The following is a 20,567-nucleotide window of genomic DNA, read 5'->3' as shown; positions in this document are numbered from 1 at the left end:
GCGTTGAGGAAAAAGGACACGCGCGAGGCACCAGGGCCCCGCGCGTGTCCAGGGGAGGAACTTAGAATACGGGCTTGGTGAACTCGTCCATGTTGTCCTGCGTGATCTTCGGCGTGTCGAAGTAGTTCAGGAACGGAACCTCTTCGCCGTTCAGCACGTCGATGGCGGTCTGAAGCGCGGCCTCGGCATCGTCGACCGGCGACTGGTAGATCGAGCCCCAGTAGTCACCTGCAGCCATCGCCTCGTATCCGACGGCAAAGTTGGTGGCCCCGACGAAGGTGATGTCGCCCGCGCGCCCGGCCGCCTTGGCCGCGTTCAGAGCGCCGACGCCCATGTTGTCATCGCCCGAATAGACGCCATCGATGTCGTCATACTTGACGAGGAACGCTTCCATCACCTGCTGCGATTTCTCGCGGTTCCAGTCGCCCGGCTGGGTCTCGACCAGCGTCACGTCGGGGCAAACCTCGGGCAGACGCTCTTCAAAGCCCTGCGCGCGCTCGATCGCGGTGGTGTAGCCGGGCTGACCCGAGATCTGCACGACCCGCGCTTCGCCGTCGATGCCGAGATCCTTGAAGCGGTCGCACATGATCTCTGCCGAGCGCGAGCCTTGCGTGATGTTGTCCGGCCCCGAGAAGCTGGCCACGAAATCAAAGCCCTGCTCGGCGATGTTCGAGTTGGTGACGATGACCGGGATCCCGGCCTGGCTGGCCTTGCGCACGGCGGGAATGACCGCCTCGCCGTTGGTCGGCCAGATGATGATGGCATCGACTTCCTGCTGGATCAGGTCTTCCATCTGCGCGATCTGCCGCGCCACGTCGCCGCCTGCATCCAGAACGACCGTCTCGACCATGTCATTGGCCTCGGCGGCCGCGATGAACGCCTGCTCATAGGTGGTCTGGTAGCTGTCCACGCCGACGTTGTTCTGCGTGATGCCGATGGTCATCGTGTCGCTGTGCGACGCGGCAAAGGCCGCGCCCGAGATGGCGGTGGTGGTGGCAAGAACTGCACCGAATGTGAGTTTCATAGGTATATCCCCTCCCTTGGGTTCATTGTTCTGCGATTGCTGCTGTCCTCCCAGCCCGAGCCACAGCCCGATGCAATCTGTTCCTATCCAGCGCGATTCTCCGTCCCGGAGTCACCCTCGATTTATCCATGTTGGATATTCTGGTATCCAGCTTGGACAAATGGGGCATGTCGGCACGCCCTCAATCTGGACATTATCAGGATAATCGGAATGAAGACGCCCCCCAAACCCGCCAGGACCGGTAAAGACACCCCCGCCATGCACGCGACCGCATCAAGAAATATCCATATCGGACGGGAATTGGCGCAAGCGCGCCCTGCCCCGCCGACTGCGGGCCCCGAGCCCGAGCTGGATCGCGTTGTGGGGTTCCTGGGCGAATTGATGGTCGAGATCGACACCTCGCTCGACCCCAACACCCCGAACCCGCATCTCAGCATGATCCTGAACCTGCTGCGGGGGCATCTGGAGGGACGGCTGGTGTCGCCCTCGTCGCTGGTGGCCTCGTCGGGCGTTCCCTATGCCACGGCGATGCGCAGGCTGGCCGAGATCCAGGCGGCGGGGCTGGTCGAACAACGCCCGCGCACCCGCACCGGCAAAAGCTTTTCCTTGCATCCCAGCGCGCTTCTGCTCGACCGTTTCAAGCAACTGTCCGACCGCATCGACCGCATCGCCACCGCCGCCTTTGCCGGACCCGGCGCCGCCGAGGGCGCGCGCGACTACTACTTCGGCGGATCGTATCAGCCGGGCACCGCGATGATCCCGCCGCCGCGCGCGTTGCCGCAACCGGTCAAGATGCCGGGCGGCCTGCGCATCCTGGTGCACAGCGATCCGACCTTCATGGTGATGGAGAACCTCAAGCGCCACTTCGAGCAGATCATCGGCGCCGACATCCAGCAGCGCGCGTTCTCGATCGACCGGTTGCGCATCGAGGCGCTGCGCAATGCGGAGCGTCCGAAAAGCCGCTACGACCTGATCGCCGTCGATCTGCCCTGGGTGGGCGAGTTCGTGCGCAGCGGCGTGATCCGCCCCCTGCCCGAGATCATGGACGTATCGCGGCTTGACCCCGCCGACTTCCACACCGCCGGATGGCGTGCCGCACACTGGAACGGCGTGCCTTACGGCGTGCCCAGCCAGACGACGCCCGAACTGATGTTCTTCCGCAAGGACTGGTTCGCCGCCGAAGGGCTGGAGCCGCCCAGCACCACCGACCAGGTGATCGAGGCCGCGCGCCATTTCCACGATCCGCGCCACGGGCGCTATGGCGTTGCGTGGAACGCGGCACGCGGCACCGCGCTGGGCCACACCTTCATGATGACCTGCGCCGCCTTCGGCCAGCCCATCGTGGACCTGCCGAAGCACGCGGGCGGCTATGACGCTGACCAGATCGAAGGCCGCGCGCTGCGTCCCACGCTCGACACCGACCGCGCGCTTGCGGCGGCGGACTACCTCATGACGCTAATGGAGTTCTCGCCGCCCGACATCCTGTCGATGTCCTGGTATGAACGCGTGCGCCCCTATGCGGCCGGCAAGGTCGCGATGGCCTACGGCTACACCCTGCTCGCCCCCTATTTCGAGCTGGACGAGACCTGCCCGGCGCACGGCAACACCGGCTATCTGCCGCATCCGCACGGCCCCAAGGGGCGGCCGATCGCGCCCGTGGGCGGCTATGTGCTGTGCGTGCCGTCCAATCTTGCCGAGGATCGCATCGAGGACACGGTGGAATCGCTCGTCGCCTTCACCTCGCCCGCGGCGCAAAAGGTCTACGCCCAGAACGGCAGCCGCACCGCGCCCCGCTATTCGGTGGGCGCCGACCCCGAGGTGCGGCGCCTGTCGCCGATCTTCGAGACGGTGGACCAGATGTCCTGGCGCGACGAGCTGCAATTCTGGCCGCGTCCGCCGATCCCGCAGATCTCGGACATCATCCACATCTGCGGACACGAGCTGCACGACATGCTGCGCGGTCTCGTGACCCCGCGCGAGGCGCTCGCCCGGGTTCAGGCCCGCGCCGAAGCCACAATGACCACGACCGACACCTAGGGAGGAAACCATGGACCCCAATCGCCTGACCGGAAAGAACATCCTGATCACCGGCGCCGCCCGCGGCATGGGTGCCGCCAATGCCGAGCATTTCGCCGCACAGGGCGCGAATGTCTGCCTTGGCGATCTTGACCAGGATGCCGCGCAGGAGGTTGCGGACCGGATCAATGCGGCCGGAGGCGGCAAGGCCGTTGCGGTGCGGATGGATGTCACCAGCCGCGCCGACAACGCCGCCGCCGTCGCCGCCACGGTCGAGGCGTTCGGCTCGATCAACGTCGGCCTGTTCAACGCGGGCCTGAACAAGCCCCGGTTCTTCATGGATATCGATGAAGACAACTGGGACATGATCATGAACGTCAACACCAAGGCGATGTGGCTTGGGATGCAGGAGACCGCGCGCCAGATGATCGCGCAGGGCCCGCAGGATACGCCCTACAAGCTGATCAACGTGGGCAGCATCGCATCGCGCAAGCCGCTGGTGGACGTGACCGTCTACTGCACCTCGAAATACGGCTGCCTCGCGCTGACCCATTGCGGCGCCATCGCCCTGTCCGAACACAACATCACCGTCAACGGCTATGCGCCGGGCGTCGTGGTCACGCCGCTGTGGGAACAACTGGACAAGGACCTGGTGGAGATCGGCTTCAAGCAGAAGGAAGGCCAGGCCTACGAGGACATCGCGCGCGACGCGCTGCAGATCAAGCGGGTGTCCTACCCGGACGACATCGTCGGCACCGCGTCTTTCCTGGCCAGCCACGACAGCGACTACATGACCGGCCAGATGATCCACATCGACGGCGGCTGGTGCATCCAGTGACGCCCTGGTGACACCCACGGGGGCGCGGGTGCCGCGCCCCCACCACCTGACACGACACTTGACCGGTGCGCCCCGCGCGGTGCGCCGAAGGGAGGACTTGCCCATGACGCGCGCCCTGATGCCGAACCTGCTGACCCCGCAGGACCTGGAGCCGAACTGGGAATGGCGCGACCGCCTGCCCGCCTCGGGCCACATGTCCGTGGATTTCGAGCGCCGGATCGACCACGACCGCCTGCGCCGCTACCGGCTGGCCCGCACCCGGCAGTCGCTGCAGAACTCGCAGGCCGGGTCGCTGCTTCTGTTCGACGTGAACAACATCCGCTACGTCAGCGCGACCAAGATCGGTGAATGGGAGCGGGACAAGATGTGCCGCTTCTGCCTGCTGACGGGCGACGATTCCCCGTATGTCTGGGATTTCGGCTCGGCCGCCGTTCACCACAAGCGCCATTCCGACTGGCTGGAGCCTGACCACTGCCTTGCCGGTGTCGTCGGCATGCGCGGCACGATCCCGCCCGAATTCGGGTTGATGCGCAAGTACGCCAAGATGATCGCGCAGCTCATCAAGGACGCAGGCATGGCCGACATGCCGGTCGGCGTCGATTATGCCGAGACCGCCATGTTCCACGCGCTGCAAGAGGAAGGCATCAAGGTTGTCGACGGCCAGCAGATCATGCTGGCGGCGCGCGAGATCAAGAACTGGGACGAGATCCAGCTTCTGACGCAGGCCGCCGCGATGGTCGATGGCGTCTACCACATGATCTACGAGGAACTGAAACCGGGCATCCGCGAGAACGACATCGTCGCGCTGTCCAACAAGATGCTCTACGAGATGGGCAGCGACGACGTCGAGGCGATCAACGCGATTTCGGGCGAGCGGTGCAATCCGCACCCGCACAACTTCACCGACCGGCTGATCCGGCCCGGCGATCAGTGCTTCTTCGACATCCTGCAAAGCTATCAGGGCTATCGCACCTGCTACTACCGGACCTTCAACGTGGGCCGCGCGACACCGGTGCAGAACGACGCCTACGTGAAGGCGCGCGAATGGATCGACGCCTCGATCGCGATGATCAAGCCCGGCGTGACCACCGACAAGGTGGCCGAGGTCTGGCCGACGGCGGAATCGCTGGGCTTTCCCAACGAGGACGCGGCGTTCGGCCTGCAATTCGGCCACGGGCTTGGGCTGGCGCTGCACGAACGCCCGATCATCAGCCGCGCGGTCAGCCTTGAACACCCGATGGAAATCAAGACCGGCATGGTTTTTGCGCTCGAAACCTATTGCCCCGCGACCGACGGTTATTCCGCCGCCCGGATCGAGGAAGAGGTCGTGGTGACGGAAAACGGCTGCGAAGTCATCAGCCTGTTCCCTGCCGAAGAGCTGCCCATCGCCAACCGTTACTGACGGTGCGGCGGGATAAATCCCGCCCTACGGACCGTTGTAGGGCGGGGTTCACCCCGCCTCCCCCCTCTTGGAGGACCACCATGGCCAAGGCCAAGACCAACACCGAAGACTACCTGCGCATGTACCGCCAGATGGTGCGCATCCGCACCTTCGAGGACAACGCGAACCAGCTGTATCTCTCGGCCAAGATGCCGGGGCTGACGCACATGTATTCCGGCGAGGAAGCCGTCGCCGTGGGCATCTGCGAGGCGCTGACCGACGATGACCGCATCACCTCGACCCACCGGGGGCACGGGCACTGCGTCGCCAAGGGGGCGGAGTTCAAGGAGATGTTCTGCGAGCTTCTGGGCAAGGCCGAGGGCTATTGCCGGGGCAAGGGCGGCTCGATGCACATCGCCGACCAGAGCCACGGCAACCTTGGTGCTAACGCCATCGTCGGCGGGTCCATGGGCATCGCCACTGGGTCTGCCTTGCGCGCGAAACTGCAAGGCTCGGACGATGTCACCGTCTGCTTCTTCGGTGACGGCGCGACGGCGCAGGGGCTATGGTACGAGGTCATGAACATGGCAGCACTCTGGAAGCTGCCGGTGATCTACGCCTGCGAGAACAACGGCTATTCCGAATACACCAAGACCGAGGAGATCGCCGCAGGCTCGATCACCGCACGTGCCGAAGCCTTTGGCATTGAGGCGCATCAGGTCGACGGACAGGATGTCATGGCCGTCAACGCGCTGGCGCAAAAGCTGGTGGCGCGGGCCCGCAAGGGCGAAGGGCCGTTTTTCATCGAACTTATGACCTACCGCTACCACGGCCACCACGTCGGCGACATCAACCGCGAATACTACCGGTCCAAGGATGAGGAAAAGGACTGGAAGGACAACCGCGACCCGATCATCCGCTTCCGCGCGCATCTGGTCAGCGAAGGCATCGCCTCGGAAGACGAGATCGACGCGATCAACGCCGAGATCGAGAAGGATGCCGCCGAGGCCGTCGCTTATGCCGAGGCCGCCGCCTACCCCGATGTGTCCGAAGTGGACATGCACGTCTACGCGGCCTGACGAGGCCTGAGGAGGACCACCATGCGAGAGATCACCCTGTCCCAGGCCGTCAACGAGGCCATCGCCGAGGAAATGCGCCGCGATCCCACGGTCTTTCTGATGGGCGAGGACGTGGCCGAGGCCGGAACGCCCTTCAAGGTGCTGTCGGGACTGGTCGAGGAATTCGGCACCGAGCGGATCATCGACACGCCCATCTCGGAACCCGGTTTCGTCGGGCTGGCCGTCGGTGCCGCGATGACCGGCGCGCGGCCCATCGTCGATCTGATGTTCGGCGATTTCATCTATCTGGTGATGGACCAGCTCTGCAATCAGGCGGCCAAGCAGCATTACATGTCGGGCGGCAAGCTGACCGTGCCGATGGTCCTGCGCACCAACATGGGCGCAACGCGCCGGTCCGCCGCGCAGCATTCGCAATCATTGCAGGCGCTTGTGGCGCATATTCCGGGGCTGAAAGTGGCGATGCCGTCCTCGGCCTACGAGGCCAAGGGCCTGATGAAGACCGCGATCCGCGACAACAACCCGGTCGTGATCTTTGAAGACAAGCTGATGTATCAGGACAAGGCGCCGGTGCCCGAAGAGGAATACCTTATCCCCTTCGGCGAGGCCTTTGTGAAGCGTGAGGGGCGCGACATCACCCTGATCGCCACGTCCTCGATGGTGCAGGTGGCCGAAAAGGCCGCAATGGCACTGGCGCAGGAAGGCATCGAGGCCGAGGTCATCGACCCGCGCACCATCGTGCCGCTGGACGAGGCCACGCTGATCGAGAGCGTCAAGAAAACCAGCCGCGCCATCGTCATCGACGAGGGCCATCAAAGCTACGGAGTGACATCCGAGATCGCGTCGCGCCTGAACGAAAAGGCGTTCTACCATCTCGACGCCCCGGTGATGCGGATGGGCGCGATGGACGTGCCGGTGCCGTTCTCGCCCGCGCTCGAGGATCTGACGGTGCCGACGCCGCAAGCGGTCGTCGAGGCTGCGCGCAAGCTGTGCGGCGGAGAGATGATCCATGCAGCGTGAAAGCGAAGGTTTCACGCGGCGTGACGTGACGATGCCGCAGCTTGGCATGGCGCAGGACACTGGGCGCATCGTCGCCTGGCTGAAGGCGCAGGGCGACGCGGTGGCAAAGGGTGACGTGCTGTTCGAGGTCGAGACCGACAAGGCGACGATGGAGGTCGAGGCGCAGGCGAGCGGCTATCTCACCAGCATCGCGGCAGGCGAAGGCGACGACGTGCCCGTCGGGCAGGTCATCGCGCGGATTTCCGACAGCGCCGAGGATGACGCACCGCCGCCCGCTAAGGACAAGGCTGAAGCCCCCGCGCAGGAGGACGACGCCCTGCCCGAAGGCCGCGCCGTGACCATGCCGCAGCTTGGCATGGCGCAGGACAGCGGGATTCTGGTGGCGTGGCTGAAAGAGCCGGGCGACGCGGTCAGCGCAGATGATCCGCTGTTCGAGGTCGAGACCGACAAATCCACCATGGAGGTTCCCGCCGGGGCCGACGGCTTTCTGGCGGCAACACTGGCGCAGGACGGCGACGCGGTGCCGGTCGGCCAGACGGTCGCGATCATCTCGAATGACAAGCCGGACGCGCCGGTGGCCCGCTCGGTGGCGGATGCCGCCCCTGCCCCCGCGGCGCCGGCCGAGGCAAAGGCTCCGCCACCCGCCCCGCGCGAGACGCCAAAGCCTGCACCTGCACCTGCCCCCGGCGGGCGCATCCTCGCCTCGCCCAAGGCACGGCGGCTGGCGCTGGAACAGGGGCTCGATCTGGCGCGGCTGGCCGAGGCGGGACACCCCCAGCCCTACCACGTCCGCGATCTGGACACGTTGCGCGCGATGCCCGCCAAGGCCGCAGGCCCGTCGCTCCAAGGCGCGGCCCCTGCCCGTCACGCCACGGCACAGGTTCCCGACGATGGCTTTGCCGCCTTTGCCAACTGGGCAGCCGAGGCGCATGGGCTGACCGACGCCAAGGCGCTGCTGGCGGGGCTCGCCGCCTCCTGCCTGCGTGCTGCCGGGGCCGACGCAACCTGCGTGGCGATCGAACGGCGCGGGACACGGCAAGCTTACAGTGTTGGCGGGCTCGGCCTGTCCGACGTTACCGCAACCGACAACGCACCGCACCTGATCCTGCGCGACCTGCGCGGCTCTGCGGTGCGGTCGGTCACGCTTGGCCCCGAGGATGTGCCGGTGCTGACCCTGATGACACAGGGCGACGGCCTGACCGTGACGCTGGAATGCCCGGCGGACGCTTTGGATGGCGCCGCCGCCCTGACGCTTCTTTCCGAATTCGCGGACCGGCTGCACCAGCCGCTGCGCGCCCTGCTCTGACAGCGAGGACCGACATGGATTTCACCGATCTCTACATCGACGGCACATGGAAAACGTCGGCCGAACGCTTCGACGTCATTAACCCGGCCACGGAAGAGGTGCTCGCCTCGGTCGCCTCCGCCGACATCGCGGACGCCGACGCAGCCCTCGATGCGGCCGAACGCGCGATGGCCGACTGGGCCGCGCGCACGCCGCGCCAACGCTCCGAAGTGCTGCGCAAGGCGTGGGAGTTGATGACCGCGCGGCTGGACCACTTCGCGCATCTCATCACGCTGGAGAACGGCAAGGCCGGAACCGATGCCAAGGGCGAGGCGACCTATGCCGCCGAGTTCTTCCGCTGGTTCGCCGAAGAAGCGGTGCGCGCCGATGGCCTGATCACCCGCGCGCCTGCATCCGTCGCCCGGATCATCGTGCAGCACAAGCCCGCCGGTCTGGCGGTACTGATCACGCCGTGGAACTACCCCGCCGCGATGGGCACGCGAAAGATCGCGCCCGCGCTGGCGGCGGGCTGCGGCGTCATCATCAAGCCCGCGTCGGAAACGCCCCTGACCATGCTGGCGCTGATGCCGCTTCTGGAAGAGGCAGGCGTGCCGAAGGGTCTGGTGAACGTCCTGCCGTCGAAGAAAACCGGCGCGCTGGTCGATCACATGCTGCACGATCCGCGCGTGCGGGTGGTCAGTTTCACCGGGTCCACCGGGGTCGGGCGGACGCTCTTGAAATCCGCCGCCGATCAGGTGCTGAAACCCGCGATGGAACTGGGCGGAAACGCGCCCTGCATCGTGTTCGACGACGCCGACATGGACACCGCGATCGAGGGCACCATGCTGGCCAAGATGCGCAACCTCGGCGAGGCCTGCACGGCGGCGAACCGCATTTACGTCCACGAGGCCGTGGCAGACGAGTTCACCCGCCGGCTGAGCGCCGCCATGTCCGCGCTCAAGGTCGGCGACGGCACCGATCCGTCGGTCGATGTCGGCCCGCTGGTCAACGCCAGCACCCGCGACAAGGTGGCAGAGTTCGTCGCCGACGCCGTGGCCAAGGGCGCGAAGATTGAGTGCGGCGGCACGGTGCCGGACGGCAAGGGATACTTCTATCCGCCTACCGTCCTGTCGAACGTCCCCGAGACCGCTGACTGCGTCCATGACGAGATCTTCGGCCCCGTCGCCGCGATCCAGACCTTCACGGATCAGGACGACGTCATCGCCCGCGCCAATGCCACCGAATACGGTCTGGTCGCCTATGTGTTTTCCGAGGATTTCAAGCGCGCCCTGCAGGTCTGCGAGCGGCTGGATTACGGCATGGTGGGCCTCAACCGCGGGCTGGTCAGCGACCCCGCCGCGCCGTTCGGAGGCACCAAGCAATCGGGGCTGGGGCGTGAAGGCGGGCATGAGGGCATGCTCGAATTCATGGAAACGCAATACATCTCGGCCAGCTGGTAACGGAGGCGCCCCATGTCAGACACCATCGCCAGCCCGTCCGTCCGCCGCATCGCCCGGCAAAAGGGCGTCGACATCGACCGCCTAGCGCAAGACCTTGGCCGCCAGACCATCGGCGCCGAGGATCTGGACGCCGCAGCGTCCCGCAGCCAGCCGGACGCGCCCGCGACCAGCGCCTTCTGGGATGTGGACCACGCGCAGTTCGGCTCCGTGACGTCCGAGCCTCTCAGCCGCTTCGCCAAGGTCGCTGCGCGCAATCTTGGCGCCGCGCAGACGCATATCCCCGCCGTCACCCACCATGACCGTGCCGATGTCTCTGCCATCGAGGCGCTGCGCAAGCTGTGGAAGCCCGAAGCGCAGGAGCGCGGCGTCAAGCTGACGGCGCTGGCCTTCCATGTCGCCGCCCTCGCCCGCGCGCTGCGGCGCTTTCCCCGCTTCAACGCGTCGCTGTCGGCGGATGGCGAAAGCCTGATCCTCAAGGATTACGTTCACATCGGGATCGCGGTGGACACCGAACATGGCCTGATGGTGCCGGTGATCCGCGATGCGGGCCGCAAAGGGCTGTGGCAGATCGCGACCGAGATCGCGGACCTTGCCACGCGCGCACAGGCGCGCAAGATCGGCCCGGACGAGATGGGCGGCGCGTCGATGACGATCACCAACCTCGGCGGCATCGGCGGCACGGCGTTCTCGCCCATCGTGAACCCGCCCGAGGTGGCGATTCTGGGCATCACCCGCACCGAGACCATCACGGTCTGGAACGGCGACACGCCGCGCCCGGTGCCAATGGTGCCGCTCGATCTGTCCTACGATCACAGGGTCATCAACGGCGCCGATGCGGCGCGGTTCATGGCGCATCTGTGCGGCCTGATCGCCGATCCGCGGGCGCTGGCGCTTTAGTCACCATATCTCGGCAAGATCACCCGGCGGGCGCCCGGATTTAACTCGGTGCGCCTCCTGTTGCAGTGTGCGCCGCAGCGAAGCCGATTCGGTCCGCGCCCACCGTCGCGGGCCGTGTCCCGACGTCAAAAGCCAGCCGACGCACCCCTTTGCCGCATCGGACGATGGAGGGCAAAGTATTGATCCGCATTGATAAAACAGAACTCGCGTCGGCAGCAGCCCGCCGTGATCCCCCGTTCGTCGGCGGCTGTCATTAAAGCGTTACAAAACCTTTTCATTAGCGTCACAGCGGCCCCCTAATTGTGCGCCCATGGCCGCCGACTCATGGCCTACTCAAAAACCTGGGAGTACTCATGTCCTATCTCAAGATTTCCGCTTCGGCGTTTGCTCTGGCCGCGGTTTCCGCAACCGCTGTTGCCGCTCAGAGCCGTGACAACGTGCAGATCGCCGGTTCCTCGACCGTCCTGCCCTACGCCTCGATCGTCGCAGAAGCCTATGGCGCCAACACCGATTTCCCGACGCCCGTCGTCGAATCCGGTGGCTCCTCGGCTGGTCTCGCACGCTTCTGCGAAGGCGTCGGCGAGAACACCGTCGACATCGCGAACGCATCGCGCGCCATCCGCGAGAGCGAGATTGAAACCTGTGCCGCCAACGGCGTCGAGGACATCATCGAAGTCCGCATCGGCTATGACGGCATCGTCTTTGCCAGCCAGATCAACGGCCCGGAATTCACCGCGTTCGAAGCGACCGACTGGTTCAACGCGCTTGCCGCTGAACTGCCCGTCGATGGCGCGATGGTCGCAAACCCGAACACCACCTGGGCCGACGTGAACGCCGATCTTCCGGCAGTCGAGATTGCTGCTTTCATCCCCGGCACCAAGCACGGCACCCGCGAAGTCTTTGAAGAAAACGTGCTGCGCGTGGGCTGCGAAGTCAGCGGTGCCATGGAAGCCATGGTCGCCACCGGCATGAGCGAAGACGATGCCGAGGATGCATGCATCGCCGTCCGCGCCGATGGCGCATCGGTCGACATCGACGGCGACTACACCGAGACGCTGGCGCGCATCGAGTCCAACCCCGATGGCCTTGGCGTGTTCGGCCTGTCGTTCTACGAGAACAACACCGACAAGCTGAAGGTCGCCACCATGGGCGGCGTCGCGCCGAACACCGACACCATCTCGTCCGGCGAATACCCCGTCTCGCGCCCGCTGTTCTTCTACGTCAAGAAGGCCCACATCGGCGTGATCCCCGGCCTGAAAGAGTACGCATCCTTCTTCGTGTCGGATGAAATCGCAGGTCCGAACGGCCCGCTCGCCAACTACGGCCTCGTGTCCGACCCCGAACTCGCCGCGACCCAGGAAAAGGTTGCGAACGAGACCACGATGTCGGAAGAAATGTAATCCAGCGCAAGTTCGCAGGATTATCGGGGGCGGCGTAACCGCCGTCCCCACTCGCCTTTTGGGCCAATCCGAAATACAACGAGGGCACAAGATGCCACTTTCCTGGATCGTTCTGACCGTGCTTGCGATCGCGGCTGCAGGCTATGTGCTCGGGCGGGGCCGCGCCTTGCAAAGCGCAGGCGGCGATAGCCGCAAGCTGCATTCGTTGCCTTCGTACTACGGCACCAACGTCGCGATGAAAGTCATCGTGCCAAGCCTGCTGATCCTTCTGGTGTGGCTTCTGGTGCAGCCGATTGTCGTGAGCCGCGCGGTCGTCGCGAACGTGCCCGAGAACGTGGTCGCCAGCGGCTCCAGTATGGGCCTGTTCATGTCGGACGTGCGCCGGGTCGCCGACGGTCTCGACGCCGCGGTGGCGCAAGGCAGCCTGACCCGCAAGGAAGCCTTCGACATCCGCACCGAATTCACCAACGTGACGCAGCGCATCAACGAGGCGGGCGTGGCGCTTGGGTCGGCGGTCACGCCCGAGACCCTCCGCGCCGCGCAGGAGTTCCGCACCCTCAACCGTATCGGTTCGATCGCCATGTCCGTCGTCGTGGCGCTGGCCGCGCTTGGCGGTATCGCCTTTGGCTTGCGCGAAAGCGTCGCCGGGTTCCGGGCGCGCAATGTCGTCGAAGGCGGCGTGAGGCTTCTTCTGATCGGCGCCGCGTCCATCGCCATCCTCACGACCGTCGGCATCGTGCTGTCGCTGATCTTCAACACCATCGAATTCTTCAGGATTTATCCAGCGGCCGATTTCTTCTTGAGCCTGACGTGGCAGCCGTCGTTCGGAGGCGGATCGTCCCTCGGGATCTGGCCGCTCTTGTGGGGCACGCTTTATATCTCGCTCATCGCACTGGCGGTGGCCGTGCCCATCGGACTGTTCGCGGCGATCTACCTGTCCGAATACGCCAGCAAGCCGGTGCGCGCCATTGCCAAGCCGGCGCTCGAAATTCTCGCCGGTATCCCGACCATCGTGTACGGGCTGTTCGCGCTGCTGACGGTCGGGCCGATCCTGATGGTCGTGTTCGGTGATGACGGCGTCGGCTGGATGCGGTCGGCGACATCGGTGATGACCGCGGGCCTGGTGATGGGCATCATGCTGATCCCCTTCGTGTCCTCGTTGTCGGACGACATCATCAACTCGGTCCCGCAGGCGATGCGCGACGGCTCTTACGGGCTTGGCGCAACCAAGTCCGAGACCATCCGGCAAGTGATCCTTCCCGCGGCGCTTCCCGGCATCGTCGGCGCAATCCTGCTGGCGGCCTCGCGCGCCATCGGCGAGACGATGATCGTCGTTCTCGGTGCGGGGGCCGCCGCACGCCTGTCCCTCAACCCGTTCGAAGCGATGACGACGATCACCGCCAAGATCGTCAGCCAGTTGACCGGGGACTCGGACTTCAACAGCCCCGAGGCGCTTGTCGCCTTCGCGCTCGGGATGACGTTGTTCGTCATCACGCTCGGCCTCAATGTCTTCGCCCTCTACATCGTGCGGAAATACCGGGAGCAATACGAATGACCGATACCAACATGGACGGCCCCGCAACCCCGCAGCGCAAGAACTCACTCATGGCGCCGGATGCGCGGACCAAGCAGCGCAACGCCGCCGAAGCCCGGTTCAAGGCCTACGGGATCATCGCGATCCTCATCGGTGTGTTCTTTCTGGTGGTGCTGGCAGCCTCGATCCTGCGCAACGGCCTGCCCGCCTTCACGCAGACCGTGGTCGAACTTGAATTCACCCTGACCGAAGAGCAGTACAACGACGCCGAGAGCAAGGTTCTCAAGACCGCCGCCTACAAGGAATTCCTGGTGACGGCCTTCCGCGAGAACCTGAGCGAGCGCGGAGTCGAGGTGCCGTTCGACGAAAGCGCCATCGACCGGATCGTCGGACAGGCCGGAAACACGCTTCGCACCTACTTCCGTGCGAACGAGGACCAGCTTGGTCAGCCCGTGACCTTCTCGCTCGGGGCGTCGTCGCGCGTCGATGGCTACTTCAAGGGGCGCGTGACCCGTGAAGACCTGTCCAACAGCCGCTTTCTCAATGCCGAGGACCTCGACATCGTCGACGTGCTTGCCGACGTCGGGATCATGAAGCAGCAATTCAACTGGACCTTCGTGACGGGCAAGGACGCTGGCGTGGACAACCCTGGTGGCGCAGGGATCGGGGCTTCGGTCATCGGCTCGTTCTTCATGATGCTGGTGGTGCTTATGCTGGCCTTGCCAATCGGCGTCGCCGCCTCGATCTATCTTGAGGAATTCGCGCCCAAGAACCGGTGGACCGACCTGATCGAGGTGAACATCTCGAACCTCGCCGCCGTCCCGTCCATCGTGTTCGGTATCCTTGGCCTTGCCGTGTTCATCCAGCTTGCCGGTCTGCCCCAGTCGGCGCCGCTGGTCGGGGGCCTTGTGCTGACCCTGATGACGCTGCCGACGATCATCATTTCGACCCGCGCTTCGCTCAAGGCGGTGCCGCCGTCGATCCGCAGCGCCGCACTTGGCGTCGGGGCGTCCAAGATGCAGTCGGTGTTCCACCACGTTCTCCCGCTGGCGATGCCGGGCATCCTGACCGGAACGATCATTGGCCTTGCGCAGGCGCTGGGTGAAACGGCACCTCTGTTGCTGATCGGCATGGTCGGCTTCGTCGCCCGCGAATATCCCGACGGGATCGTGAGCGGTTTTACCGATGCAAACTCGGCCATGCCCGCCCAGATCTACACCTGGGCCGCGCGGGCCGATCAGGCGTTCTACGAAAAGGCCTGGGGCGGCATCATCGTGCTGCTCGTCTTCCTTCTGGCGATGAACGTCCTCGCCATCATTCTCCGCCGCCGCTTCGAGCGTCGCTGGTAATTCCCTGGAGGCACATCCATGAACGACATGAGAAAAATCGAAAGGGACGTGGACATGAACGACGTGAAGATCTCCGCGAAGGGCGTCCAAGTCTATTATGGCACCACCCATGCCATCAAGGATGTGGACGTGCTGATCCAGGACAAGACGGTCACCGCCTTTATCGGCCCGTCCGGCTGCGGCAAGTCGACGTTCCTGCGCTGTCTCAACCGAATGAACGACACCATCGACATCTGCCGCGTGACAGGTGACATCCGCATCGACGGCGACGACATCTACGACAAGCGCGTCGATCCGGTGCAACTGCGCGCCAAGGTCGGCATGGTGTTCCAGAAGCCGAACCCCTTTCCGAAGTCGATCTACGACAACGTGGCCTACGGTCCGCGCATCCACGGCATGGCCAAGAACAAGGCCGACCTGGACGAGATCGTCGAGCGGGCGCTGCGCCGCGGCGCCATCTGGGACGAGGTCAAGGATCGCCTCGATGCCCCTGGCACCGGCCTTTCGGGCGGCCAGCAGCAGCGTCTGTGCATTGCGCGCGCCGTCGCCACCGAACCCGAGGTTCTTCTGATGGACGAGCCGTGCTCGGCGCTCGACCCGATCGCCACCGGCCAGGTCGAGGAGCTGATCGACGAGCTGCGCAACGACTACTCGGTCGTCATCGTCACCCACTCGATGCAGCAGGCCGCGCGCGTCAGCCAGAAGACCGCGTTCTTCCATCTGGGCAATCTGGTCGAGTACGGCGAGACCGGCCAGATCTTCACCAATCCGCAAGACCCGCGGACCGAAAGCTACATCAGCGGCAAGATCGGATAATCCAATGGCCCCGAACGACAAACATATCGTCTCGTCCTTCGACCGCGATCTTGAATCGGTCCAGGCACTGATCATGAAGATGGGCGGCCTTGTTGAATCGATGGTCAACGACGCCGCCAAGGCGCTGGTCGACCGCGACGAGGAACTGGCGCTCAAGGTGCGTGATGCCGACAAGCGGATCGATGCGCTAGAAGTCGAAGTGAACGAGGAAGCGGCGCGCGTTCTGGCGCTGCGCTCGCCCACGGCAGGCGATCTGCGCACCGTCCTGACCGTCATGCGCATCTCGGCAAATCTCGAACGCTGCGGCGATTACGCCAAGAACCTGGCGAAACGCACCTCGGTGCTGGTCCAGATGCAGCCCATTGACGGTGGTTCGACCTCGATCCGCCGCATGGCGCGCGAAGTCGAGTTGATGCTCAAGGACGCGCTTGACGCCTACATCCACCGCGACGTGGCGCTGGCCGAGGACGTGCGCCAGCGCGACGGCGACGTGGACCAGATGTACAACGCGCTGTTCCGCGAATTCCTGACCCACATGATGGAAGACCCGCGCAACATCACCGCCTGCATGCACCTGCACTTCATCGCCAAGAACATGGAACGGATGGGCGACCACGTCACGTCCATCGCCGAACAGGTGATCTACCTGGTGACGGGCGCGATGCCGACGGAAGGCCGACCCAAGCGCGACAAGACATCGCTGACAGGAACGGAGACGACCTGATGGCTGGCGGACACCCCCGTGTCCTCTTGGTCGAAGACGAACCCGCACAGCGCGAGGTCCTGTCCTACAATCTCGAGGCCGAAGGCTTTGACGTGACCAAGGCGGGCACCGGCGACGAGGCGCTGATGCTCGTCGACGAGGACCGGCCCGACATCATTGTCCTCGACTGGATGCTGCCCGGCGTGTCCGGCATCGAGATCTGCCGCCAGCTGAAATCGCGCAGCGAGACGCGGAACATCCCGATCATCATGCTGTCCGCCCGGTCCGAAGAGGTCGACCGGGTGCGCGGGCTGGAAACCGGCGCCGACGACTACGTGGTCAAGCCGTATTCCGTGGTCGAGCTGATGGCGCGGGTGCGCACGCAGCTGCGCCGGACCCGGCCCGCAGCCGTTGGCCAGAGGCTCGAGTTCGAGGACATCATGCTCGACAGCGAGACGCACAAGGTCTACCGGCGCGAGAAACAGCTCAAGCTGGGGCCGACCGAGTTCCGCCTGCTGACCACCTTCATGGAAAAGCCGGGCCGAGTATGGTCGCGCGAGCAGCTTCTGGACAGGGTCTGGGGCCGCGACATCTATGTCGACACCCGCACTGTCGACGTGCACATCGGACGCCTTCGCAAGGCGCTCTGCCAACACGGCGGCGAAGACCCGGTGCGCACCGTGCGCGGCGCAGGATATGCGCTGGGGTGACACAGCCCCGCGCCGATACCCGCCCCAACGTCCGGACCGGCATGGCGCGATAGATGCGCGTGCTCCTGCTTTGCGACCCCGCCCCGCTTGCCGCTGCGCGGGCGCGGATCGGCGGCCTGGGGGAGATGAGCTTTGTCGCCACCCCGCAAGCGTTTCTTGAAACGCTTGGGCGCATCAGCATCGACCTTGCGATTCTTCACCGATCCGCCGTCGGACCGGGCGATCTGCCGTGCCTGATGCGCAGCGCGCTTGCCGTGAAACGAACCGAAGACCTTCCCGTAGCCTTGTTCGGGAAATGGTTTTCAAGCGATCTGCGCGGGCTGGAAGGATTGGGGATCGAAGCGCTGGTCGGCGACGCTCAGGGACGCGCCGACGTGCAGACGCTGTGCCGCTCTGCGGTGCGGCGGATACGTCCGCAGGCCGTGGCCGAGACGCGGCAGTTCGGCGCCATGACGCTGGACGAGGAAACCTTCGGCCTCAGGGCGCGCGACGGGACGATGCCGCTGACCCGGATGGACGTCACCATCCTTGGCATGATGTTCGACGCCCCCGCCCGCATCTGGAGCAGGGACATCCTGCAGCAGGCGGTATTCTCGCCCTTCGACATCCCGAAAAGCCGTGCGCTCGAGGCCAAGATCAGCCGCCTGCGCCGGTCCGCGAAGGATCAGCTTGGGATCGACCCGATCAACCTTGTGCGCGGTGCAGGCTACAGGCTGAACCCGTCCTGACCGCCCCGCGCCGCCGTCACCGTTCGGGGATCAGCCCGCGCGGGCTGAACCGCAGCACGACCAGCAGCACGATCCCCATGGTCATCAGCCGCATGTGCGCGGCGGCGTCCAGAAGATGCCCCTTCAGCCACGAGCCTTCGGCCATCGGTGCGGTCACAAGGTCCATTATCAGCCGCCCCAGCGGCTCTACCTCGACCCAGAGGAACCAGATCAGGAAGCCGCCCAGCACCGCACCGAAATTGTTGCCGGACCCGCCGACGATCACCATCACCCAGATCAGGAAGGTATAGCGCAAGGGCTGGTAGGTGCCCGGCGTCAACTGCCCGTCCAGCGTGGTCATCATCGCCCCCGCGACGCCGCAGACCGCGGAGCCAAGGATGAAGATCTGCAAATGACGCCGCTTGACGTCCTTGCCCATCGCCTCGGCCGCCGTCTCGTTGTCGCGGATCGCGCGCATCATCCGCCCCCAGGGCGAGGCAAGCGCAAGCTGCGCCAGCACCAGAACCACCACCAGCACGACCGCAAAGAGGCCCATGTAGCCCAGCTTGACGTACAGCGTCGATGCCGTGACGGCGTCCAGCCCAAGGCCTTGCGCGCTTTCGACGAAGGCGGGGCTTTGCTGCAGGTCGATCTCGTTCGGCACCGGGCGCGGCAGGCCGATGACGTTCTTCACGCCGCGCGCCAGCCAGTCCTCGTTCTTGAGCATCGCAATGATGATCTCGGCGATCCCCAGCGTGGCAATCGCCAGATAGTCCGAGCGAAGGCCAAGCGCCGTCTTGCCGATGATCCAGGCGGCGCCCGCCGCCAGAAGCCCGCCGACAGGCCAGGCCATCAGCACCGGCAGGCCCAGCCCGCCGAGATAGCCGGTGGAGGCCGGGTTCACCGCCTCGACCGCCTGCACGCCCGCGTCGAACACCCAGCGATAGGCGAAAAACCCCGCGACCAGCAGCGCGACCATGGCCAGCGCCCGGGTCCGGCCCGGCGCCATGCGCTTCCACAGCGCGATGGCCGCGCCGATGGTGGCCGCCCCCAGTGCCAGACCCGCCAGCACCCGCGCGCCTCCCGCCGACCACGCCTCGCCCACCGGACCGGCCGAGGTCAGCACCACGGCCAGACCACCCAGCGCGACAAAGCCCATCACGCCGACGTTGAACAGGCCCGCAAAGCCCCATTGCAGGTTCACCCCCAGCGACATGATCGCCGAGATCAGGCCCATGTTGAAGATCAGGAGCGCGGTGTTCCAGCTCTGGATGAACCCGGTGGACAGGATCAGCCCGAAGACCACGACAAACAGAAGCGCATTGCGCAGCGGCTCGGTCATACCGATTTCCCCCTGAACAGGCCGGTCGGGCGGAACAGCAGCACGATCAGCAGGATCATGAAGCTGACCGCGAACTTGTAGTCGGTCGACAGCAGTTGCACGAGACCGTCCGGCGCAAGGGTCTCGGGCAGAACATAGGTCAGCACCTTCTTCCAGGCGTAGGTTATCATCACCTCGGAATAGGCGATCACGAAGCCGCCCGCGATGGCGCCGATCGGACTGCCAAGTCCGCCGACGATGGCCGAGGCAAAGATCGGCAACAGAAGCTGGAAATAGGTGAAGGGTTTGAACGACTTGTCGAGGCCGTAAAGCGTGCCCGCCACGACCGCGAGCGCCGCGACGATCATCCAGGTGACCATCACCACCCTCTCGGGATTGATGCCCGACAAAAGCGCAAGGTCCTCATTGTCGGAATAGGCGCGCATCGACTTGCCGGTGCGCGTCCGGTTCAGGAACCAGAACAGCAGGACCACCGCGATCACCGCGACCACCAGCGTGATGCCTTGCGTCGTGCGGATCGCAAGCCCTTCGTCAAGCCCGGTGAGATTGCGGAATTCGCGCGCGCCCAGCAGGAACCGGCCACCATCGGCAAAGTTCTGGTCGTCCGGGCCGATGATGAACCGCACCACACCGTTCAGCACGAACATCACGCCGATCGAGACGATCACAAGGATCACCGGCTTGGCCTTCTGCGCGCGGTAGAAGCGATAGACGACCCTGTCCGTCAGCAGGACAAGCCCGATCGTCGCAAGGATGCCGACCGGAAGCGCCAGCAGCGCCGTGGGCAGCGGCCCCAGCGACACGCCCATCGCCTGCAGACCCCAGGTCGCCAGCACGACGCTCATCGTGCCAAAGGCCATGGTGTCGCCGTGGGCAAAATTGGAGAACCGCAGGATGCCGTAGATCAGCGTCACCCCCAGCGCGCCAAGCGCAAGCTGCGCGCCGTAAGCGGTGGCCGGGATCAGCACGAAATTGGTCAGCGCCACGATGGCGTTCAGGAATTCCATGT

The 20,567-nt window shown here is 65.2% G+C and carries 18 protein-coding genes; 15 read left to right on the top strand and 3 right to left on the bottom strand.

The window, feature by feature from the left end; translation table 11 throughout:
* Positions 1-61: 61 nt before the first annotated feature.
* Positions 62-1,024, bottom strand: coding sequence for a sugar ABC transporter substrate-binding protein (locus tag KTJ87_RS05510; RefSeq protein ID WP_267138098.1), 963 nt, complete (start codon positions 1,022-1,024; stop codon positions 62-64).
* Positions 1,025-1,282: 258 nt separating this feature from the next.
* On the opposite strand from KTJ87_RS05510, the gene KTJ87_RS05505 reads away from it, so the two are divergent.
* The 15 genes from KTJ87_RS05505 to KTJ87_RS05435 all read left to right on the top strand — a co-directional run bounded on the left by KTJ87_RS05505 (position 1,283) and on the right by KTJ87_RS05435 (position 18,237).
* Positions 1,283-3,061, top strand: coding sequence for an extracellular solute-binding protein (locus KTJ87_RS05505; protein ID WP_267138097.1), 1,779 nt, complete (start codon positions 1,283-1,285; stop codon positions 3,059-3,061).
* Between the two features lie 10 nt (positions 3,062-3,071).
* Positions 3,072-3,878 (top strand): SDR family NAD(P)-dependent oxidoreductase, encoded by an 807-nt coding sequence (locus tag KTJ87_RS05500; protein WP_267138096.1) that lies wholly within the window; start codon positions 3,072-3,074, stop codon positions 3,876-3,878.
* Between the two features lie 103 nt (positions 3,879-3,981).
* Positions 3,982-5,280, top strand: coding sequence for a M24 family metallopeptidase (locus KTJ87_RS05495; RefSeq protein ID WP_267138095.1), 1,299 nt, complete (start codon positions 3,982-3,984; stop codon positions 5,278-5,280).
* 80 nt (positions 5,281-5,360) lie between these two features.
* The gene (locus KTJ87_RS05490; protein ID WP_267138094.1) at positions 5,361-6,338 is read left to right on the top strand and encodes a thiamine pyrophosphate-dependent dehydrogenase E1 component subunit alpha; all 978 of its coding nucleotides are present in this window, start codon (positions 5,361-5,363) and stop codon (positions 6,336-6,338) included.
* Between the two features lie 21 nt (positions 6,339-6,359).
* Positions 6,360-7,355: an alpha-ketoacid dehydrogenase subunit beta gene (locus KTJ87_RS05485; RefSeq protein ID WP_267138093.1), complete on the top strand. Its 996-nt coding sequence runs from the start codon at positions 6,360-6,362 to the stop codon at positions 7,353-7,355.
* Positions 7,345-8,661: a biotin/lipoyl-containing protein gene (locus KTJ87_RS05480; protein WP_267138092.1), complete on the top strand. Its 1,317-nt coding sequence runs from the start codon at positions 7,345-7,347 to the stop codon at positions 8,659-8,661. The genes KTJ87_RS05485 and KTJ87_RS05480 overlap by 11 nt, the downstream gene beginning before the upstream one ends.
* A gap of 14 nt (positions 8,662-8,675) precedes the next feature.
* Positions 8,676-10,100, top strand: a complete 1,425-nt coding sequence (locus KTJ87_RS05475; protein ID WP_267138091.1) for an NAD-dependent succinate-semialdehyde dehydrogenase — start codon at positions 8,676-8,678, stop codon at positions 10,098-10,100.
* A gap of 12 nt (positions 10,101-10,112) precedes the next feature.
* Positions 10,113-10,997: a 2-oxo acid dehydrogenase subunit E2 gene (locus KTJ87_RS05470; RefSeq protein ID WP_267138090.1), complete on the top strand. Its 885-nt coding sequence runs from the start codon at positions 10,113-10,115 to the stop codon at positions 10,995-10,997.
* A gap of 353 nt (positions 10,998-11,350) precedes the next feature.
* Entirely contained in the window at positions 11,351-12,397 is a 1,047-nt protein-coding gene (locus tag KTJ87_RS05465; protein WP_267138089.1) for a substrate-binding domain-containing protein, read from the top strand.
* Positions 12,398-12,488: 91 nt separating this feature from the next.
* Positions 12,489-13,952 carry a phosphate ABC transporter permease subunit PstC gene (gene pstC, locus KTJ87_RS05460; RefSeq protein WP_267138088.1) on the top strand — a complete coding sequence of 488 codons (1,464 nt, stop codon included), beginning with the start codon at positions 12,489-12,491 and terminating at the stop codon, positions 13,950-13,952.
* Positions 13,949-15,280, top strand: coding sequence for a phosphate ABC transporter permease PstA (pstA, locus tag KTJ87_RS05455; RefSeq protein ID WP_267138087.1), 1,332 nt, complete (start codon positions 13,949-13,951; stop codon positions 15,278-15,280). Before pstC ends, pstA begins: the two co-directional genes overlap by 4 nt.
* Before the next feature lie 18 nt (positions 15,281-15,298).
* Entirely contained in the window at positions 15,299-16,096 is a 798-nt protein-coding gene (gene pstB, locus KTJ87_RS05450) for a phosphate ABC transporter ATP-binding protein PstB (RefSeq protein WP_267138086.1), read from the top strand.
* Positions 16,097-16,100: 4 nt separating this feature from the next.
* The gene (gene phoU / locus KTJ87_RS05445; protein WP_267138085.1) at positions 16,101-16,820 is read left to right on the top strand and encodes a phosphate signaling complex protein PhoU; all 720 of its coding nucleotides are present in this window, start codon (positions 16,101-16,103) and stop codon (positions 16,818-16,820) included.
* Positions 16,820-17,509, top strand: a complete 690-nt coding sequence (gene phoB / locus KTJ87_RS05440) for a phosphate regulon transcriptional regulator PhoB (protein WP_267138084.1) — start codon at positions 16,820-16,822, stop codon at positions 17,507-17,509. The genes phoU and phoB overlap by 1 nt, the downstream gene beginning before the upstream one ends.
* 53 nt (positions 17,510-17,562) lie before the next feature.
* Entirely contained in the window at positions 17,563-18,237 is a 675-nt protein-coding gene (locus KTJ87_RS05435; protein ID WP_267138083.1) for a winged helix-turn-helix domain-containing protein, read from the top strand.
* Positions 18,238-18,253: 16 nt separating this feature from the next.
* On the opposite strand, the gene KTJ87_RS05430 is transcribed toward KTJ87_RS05435, so the two are convergent.
* Positions 18,254-19,558 (bottom strand): branched-chain amino acid ABC transporter permease, encoded by a 1,305-nt coding sequence (locus tag KTJ87_RS05430; RefSeq protein ID WP_267138082.1) that lies wholly within the window; start codon positions 19,556-19,558, stop codon positions 18,254-18,256.
* Positions 19,555-20,565 carry a branched-chain amino acid ABC transporter permease gene (locus KTJ87_RS05425; RefSeq protein WP_267138081.1) on the bottom strand — a complete coding sequence of 337 codons (1,011 nt, stop codon included), beginning with the start codon at positions 20,563-20,565 and terminating at the stop codon, positions 19,555-19,557. Before KTJ87_RS05425 ends, KTJ87_RS05430 begins: the two co-directional genes overlap by 4 nt.
* Between the last annotated feature and the right edge of the window lie 2 nt (positions 20,566-20,567).

It is taken from the genome of Anianabacter salinae, assembly GCF_019061145.1.
In the GTDB taxonomy this organism is placed as follows: Bacteria; Pseudomonadota; Alphaproteobacteria; order Rhodobacterales; family Rhodobacteraceae; genus Anianibacter; species Anianibacter salinarum.
Note: the sequence above shows the minus strand (reverse complement) of the source record. Positions and strands in the feature narration are given on the sequence as shown.

Bases quoted from the DNA above. Each gene is read 5' to 3' on its own strand.
- KTJ87_RS05510 (WP_267138098.1), bottom strand. From the start codon at position 1,024: ATGAAACTCACATTCGGTGCAGTTCTTGCCACCACCACCGCCATCTCG.
- KTJ87_RS05505 (WP_267138097.1), top strand. From the start codon at position 1,283: ATGCACGCGACCGCATCAAGAAATATCCATATCGGACGGGAATTGGCG.
- KTJ87_RS05500 (WP_267138096.1), top strand. From the start codon at position 3,072: ATGGACCCCAATCGCCTGACCGGAAAGAACATCCTGATCACCGGCGCC.
- KTJ87_RS05495 (WP_267138095.1), top strand. From the start codon at position 3,982: ATGACGCGCGCCCTGATGCCGAACCTGCTGACCCCGCAGGACCTGGAG.
- KTJ87_RS05490 (WP_267138094.1), top strand. From the start codon at position 5,361: ATGGCCAAGGCCAAGACCAACACCGAAGACTACCTGCGCATGTACCGC.
- KTJ87_RS05485 (WP_267138093.1), top strand. From the start codon at position 6,360: ATGCGAGAGATCACCCTGTCCCAGGCCGTCAACGAGGCCATCGCCGAG.
- KTJ87_RS05480 (WP_267138092.1), top strand. From the start codon at position 7,345: ATGCAGCGTGAAAGCGAAGGTTTCACGCGGCGTGACGTGACGATGCCG.
- KTJ87_RS05475 (WP_267138091.1), top strand. From the start codon at position 8,676: ATGGATTTCACCGATCTCTACATCGACGGCACATGGAAAACGTCGGCC.
- KTJ87_RS05470 (WP_267138090.1), top strand. From the start codon at position 10,113: ATGTCAGACACCATCGCCAGCCCGTCCGTCCGCCGCATCGCCCGGCAA.
- KTJ87_RS05465 (WP_267138089.1), top strand. From the start codon at position 11,351: ATGTCCTATCTCAAGATTTCCGCTTCGGCGTTTGCTCTGGCCGCGGTT.
- pstC (WP_267138088.1), top strand. From the start codon at position 12,489: ATGCCACTTTCCTGGATCGTTCTGACCGTGCTTGCGATCGCGGCTGCA.
- pstA (WP_267138087.1), top strand. From the start codon at position 13,949: ATGACCGATACCAACATGGACGGCCCCGCAACCCCGCAGCGCAAGAAC.
- pstB (WP_267138086.1), top strand. From the start codon at position 15,299: ATGAACGACATGAGAAAAATCGAAAGGGACGTGGACATGAACGACGTG.
- phoU (WP_267138085.1), top strand. From the start codon at position 16,101: ATGGCCCCGAACGACAAACATATCGTCTCGTCCTTCGACCGCGATCTT.
- phoB (WP_267138084.1), top strand. From the start codon at position 16,820: ATGGCTGGCGGACACCCCCGTGTCCTCTTGGTCGAAGACGAACCCGCA.
- KTJ87_RS05435 (WP_267138083.1), top strand. From the start codon at position 17,563: ATGCGCGTGCTCCTGCTTTGCGACCCCGCCCCGCTTGCCGCTGCGCGG.
- KTJ87_RS05430 (WP_267138082.1), bottom strand. From the start codon at position 19,558: ATGACCGAGCCGCTGCGCAATGCGCTTCTGTTTGTCGTGGTCTTCGGG.
- KTJ87_RS05425 (WP_267138081.1), bottom strand. From the start codon at position 20,565: ATGGAATTCCTGAACGCCATCGTGGCGCTGACCAATTTCGTGCTGATC.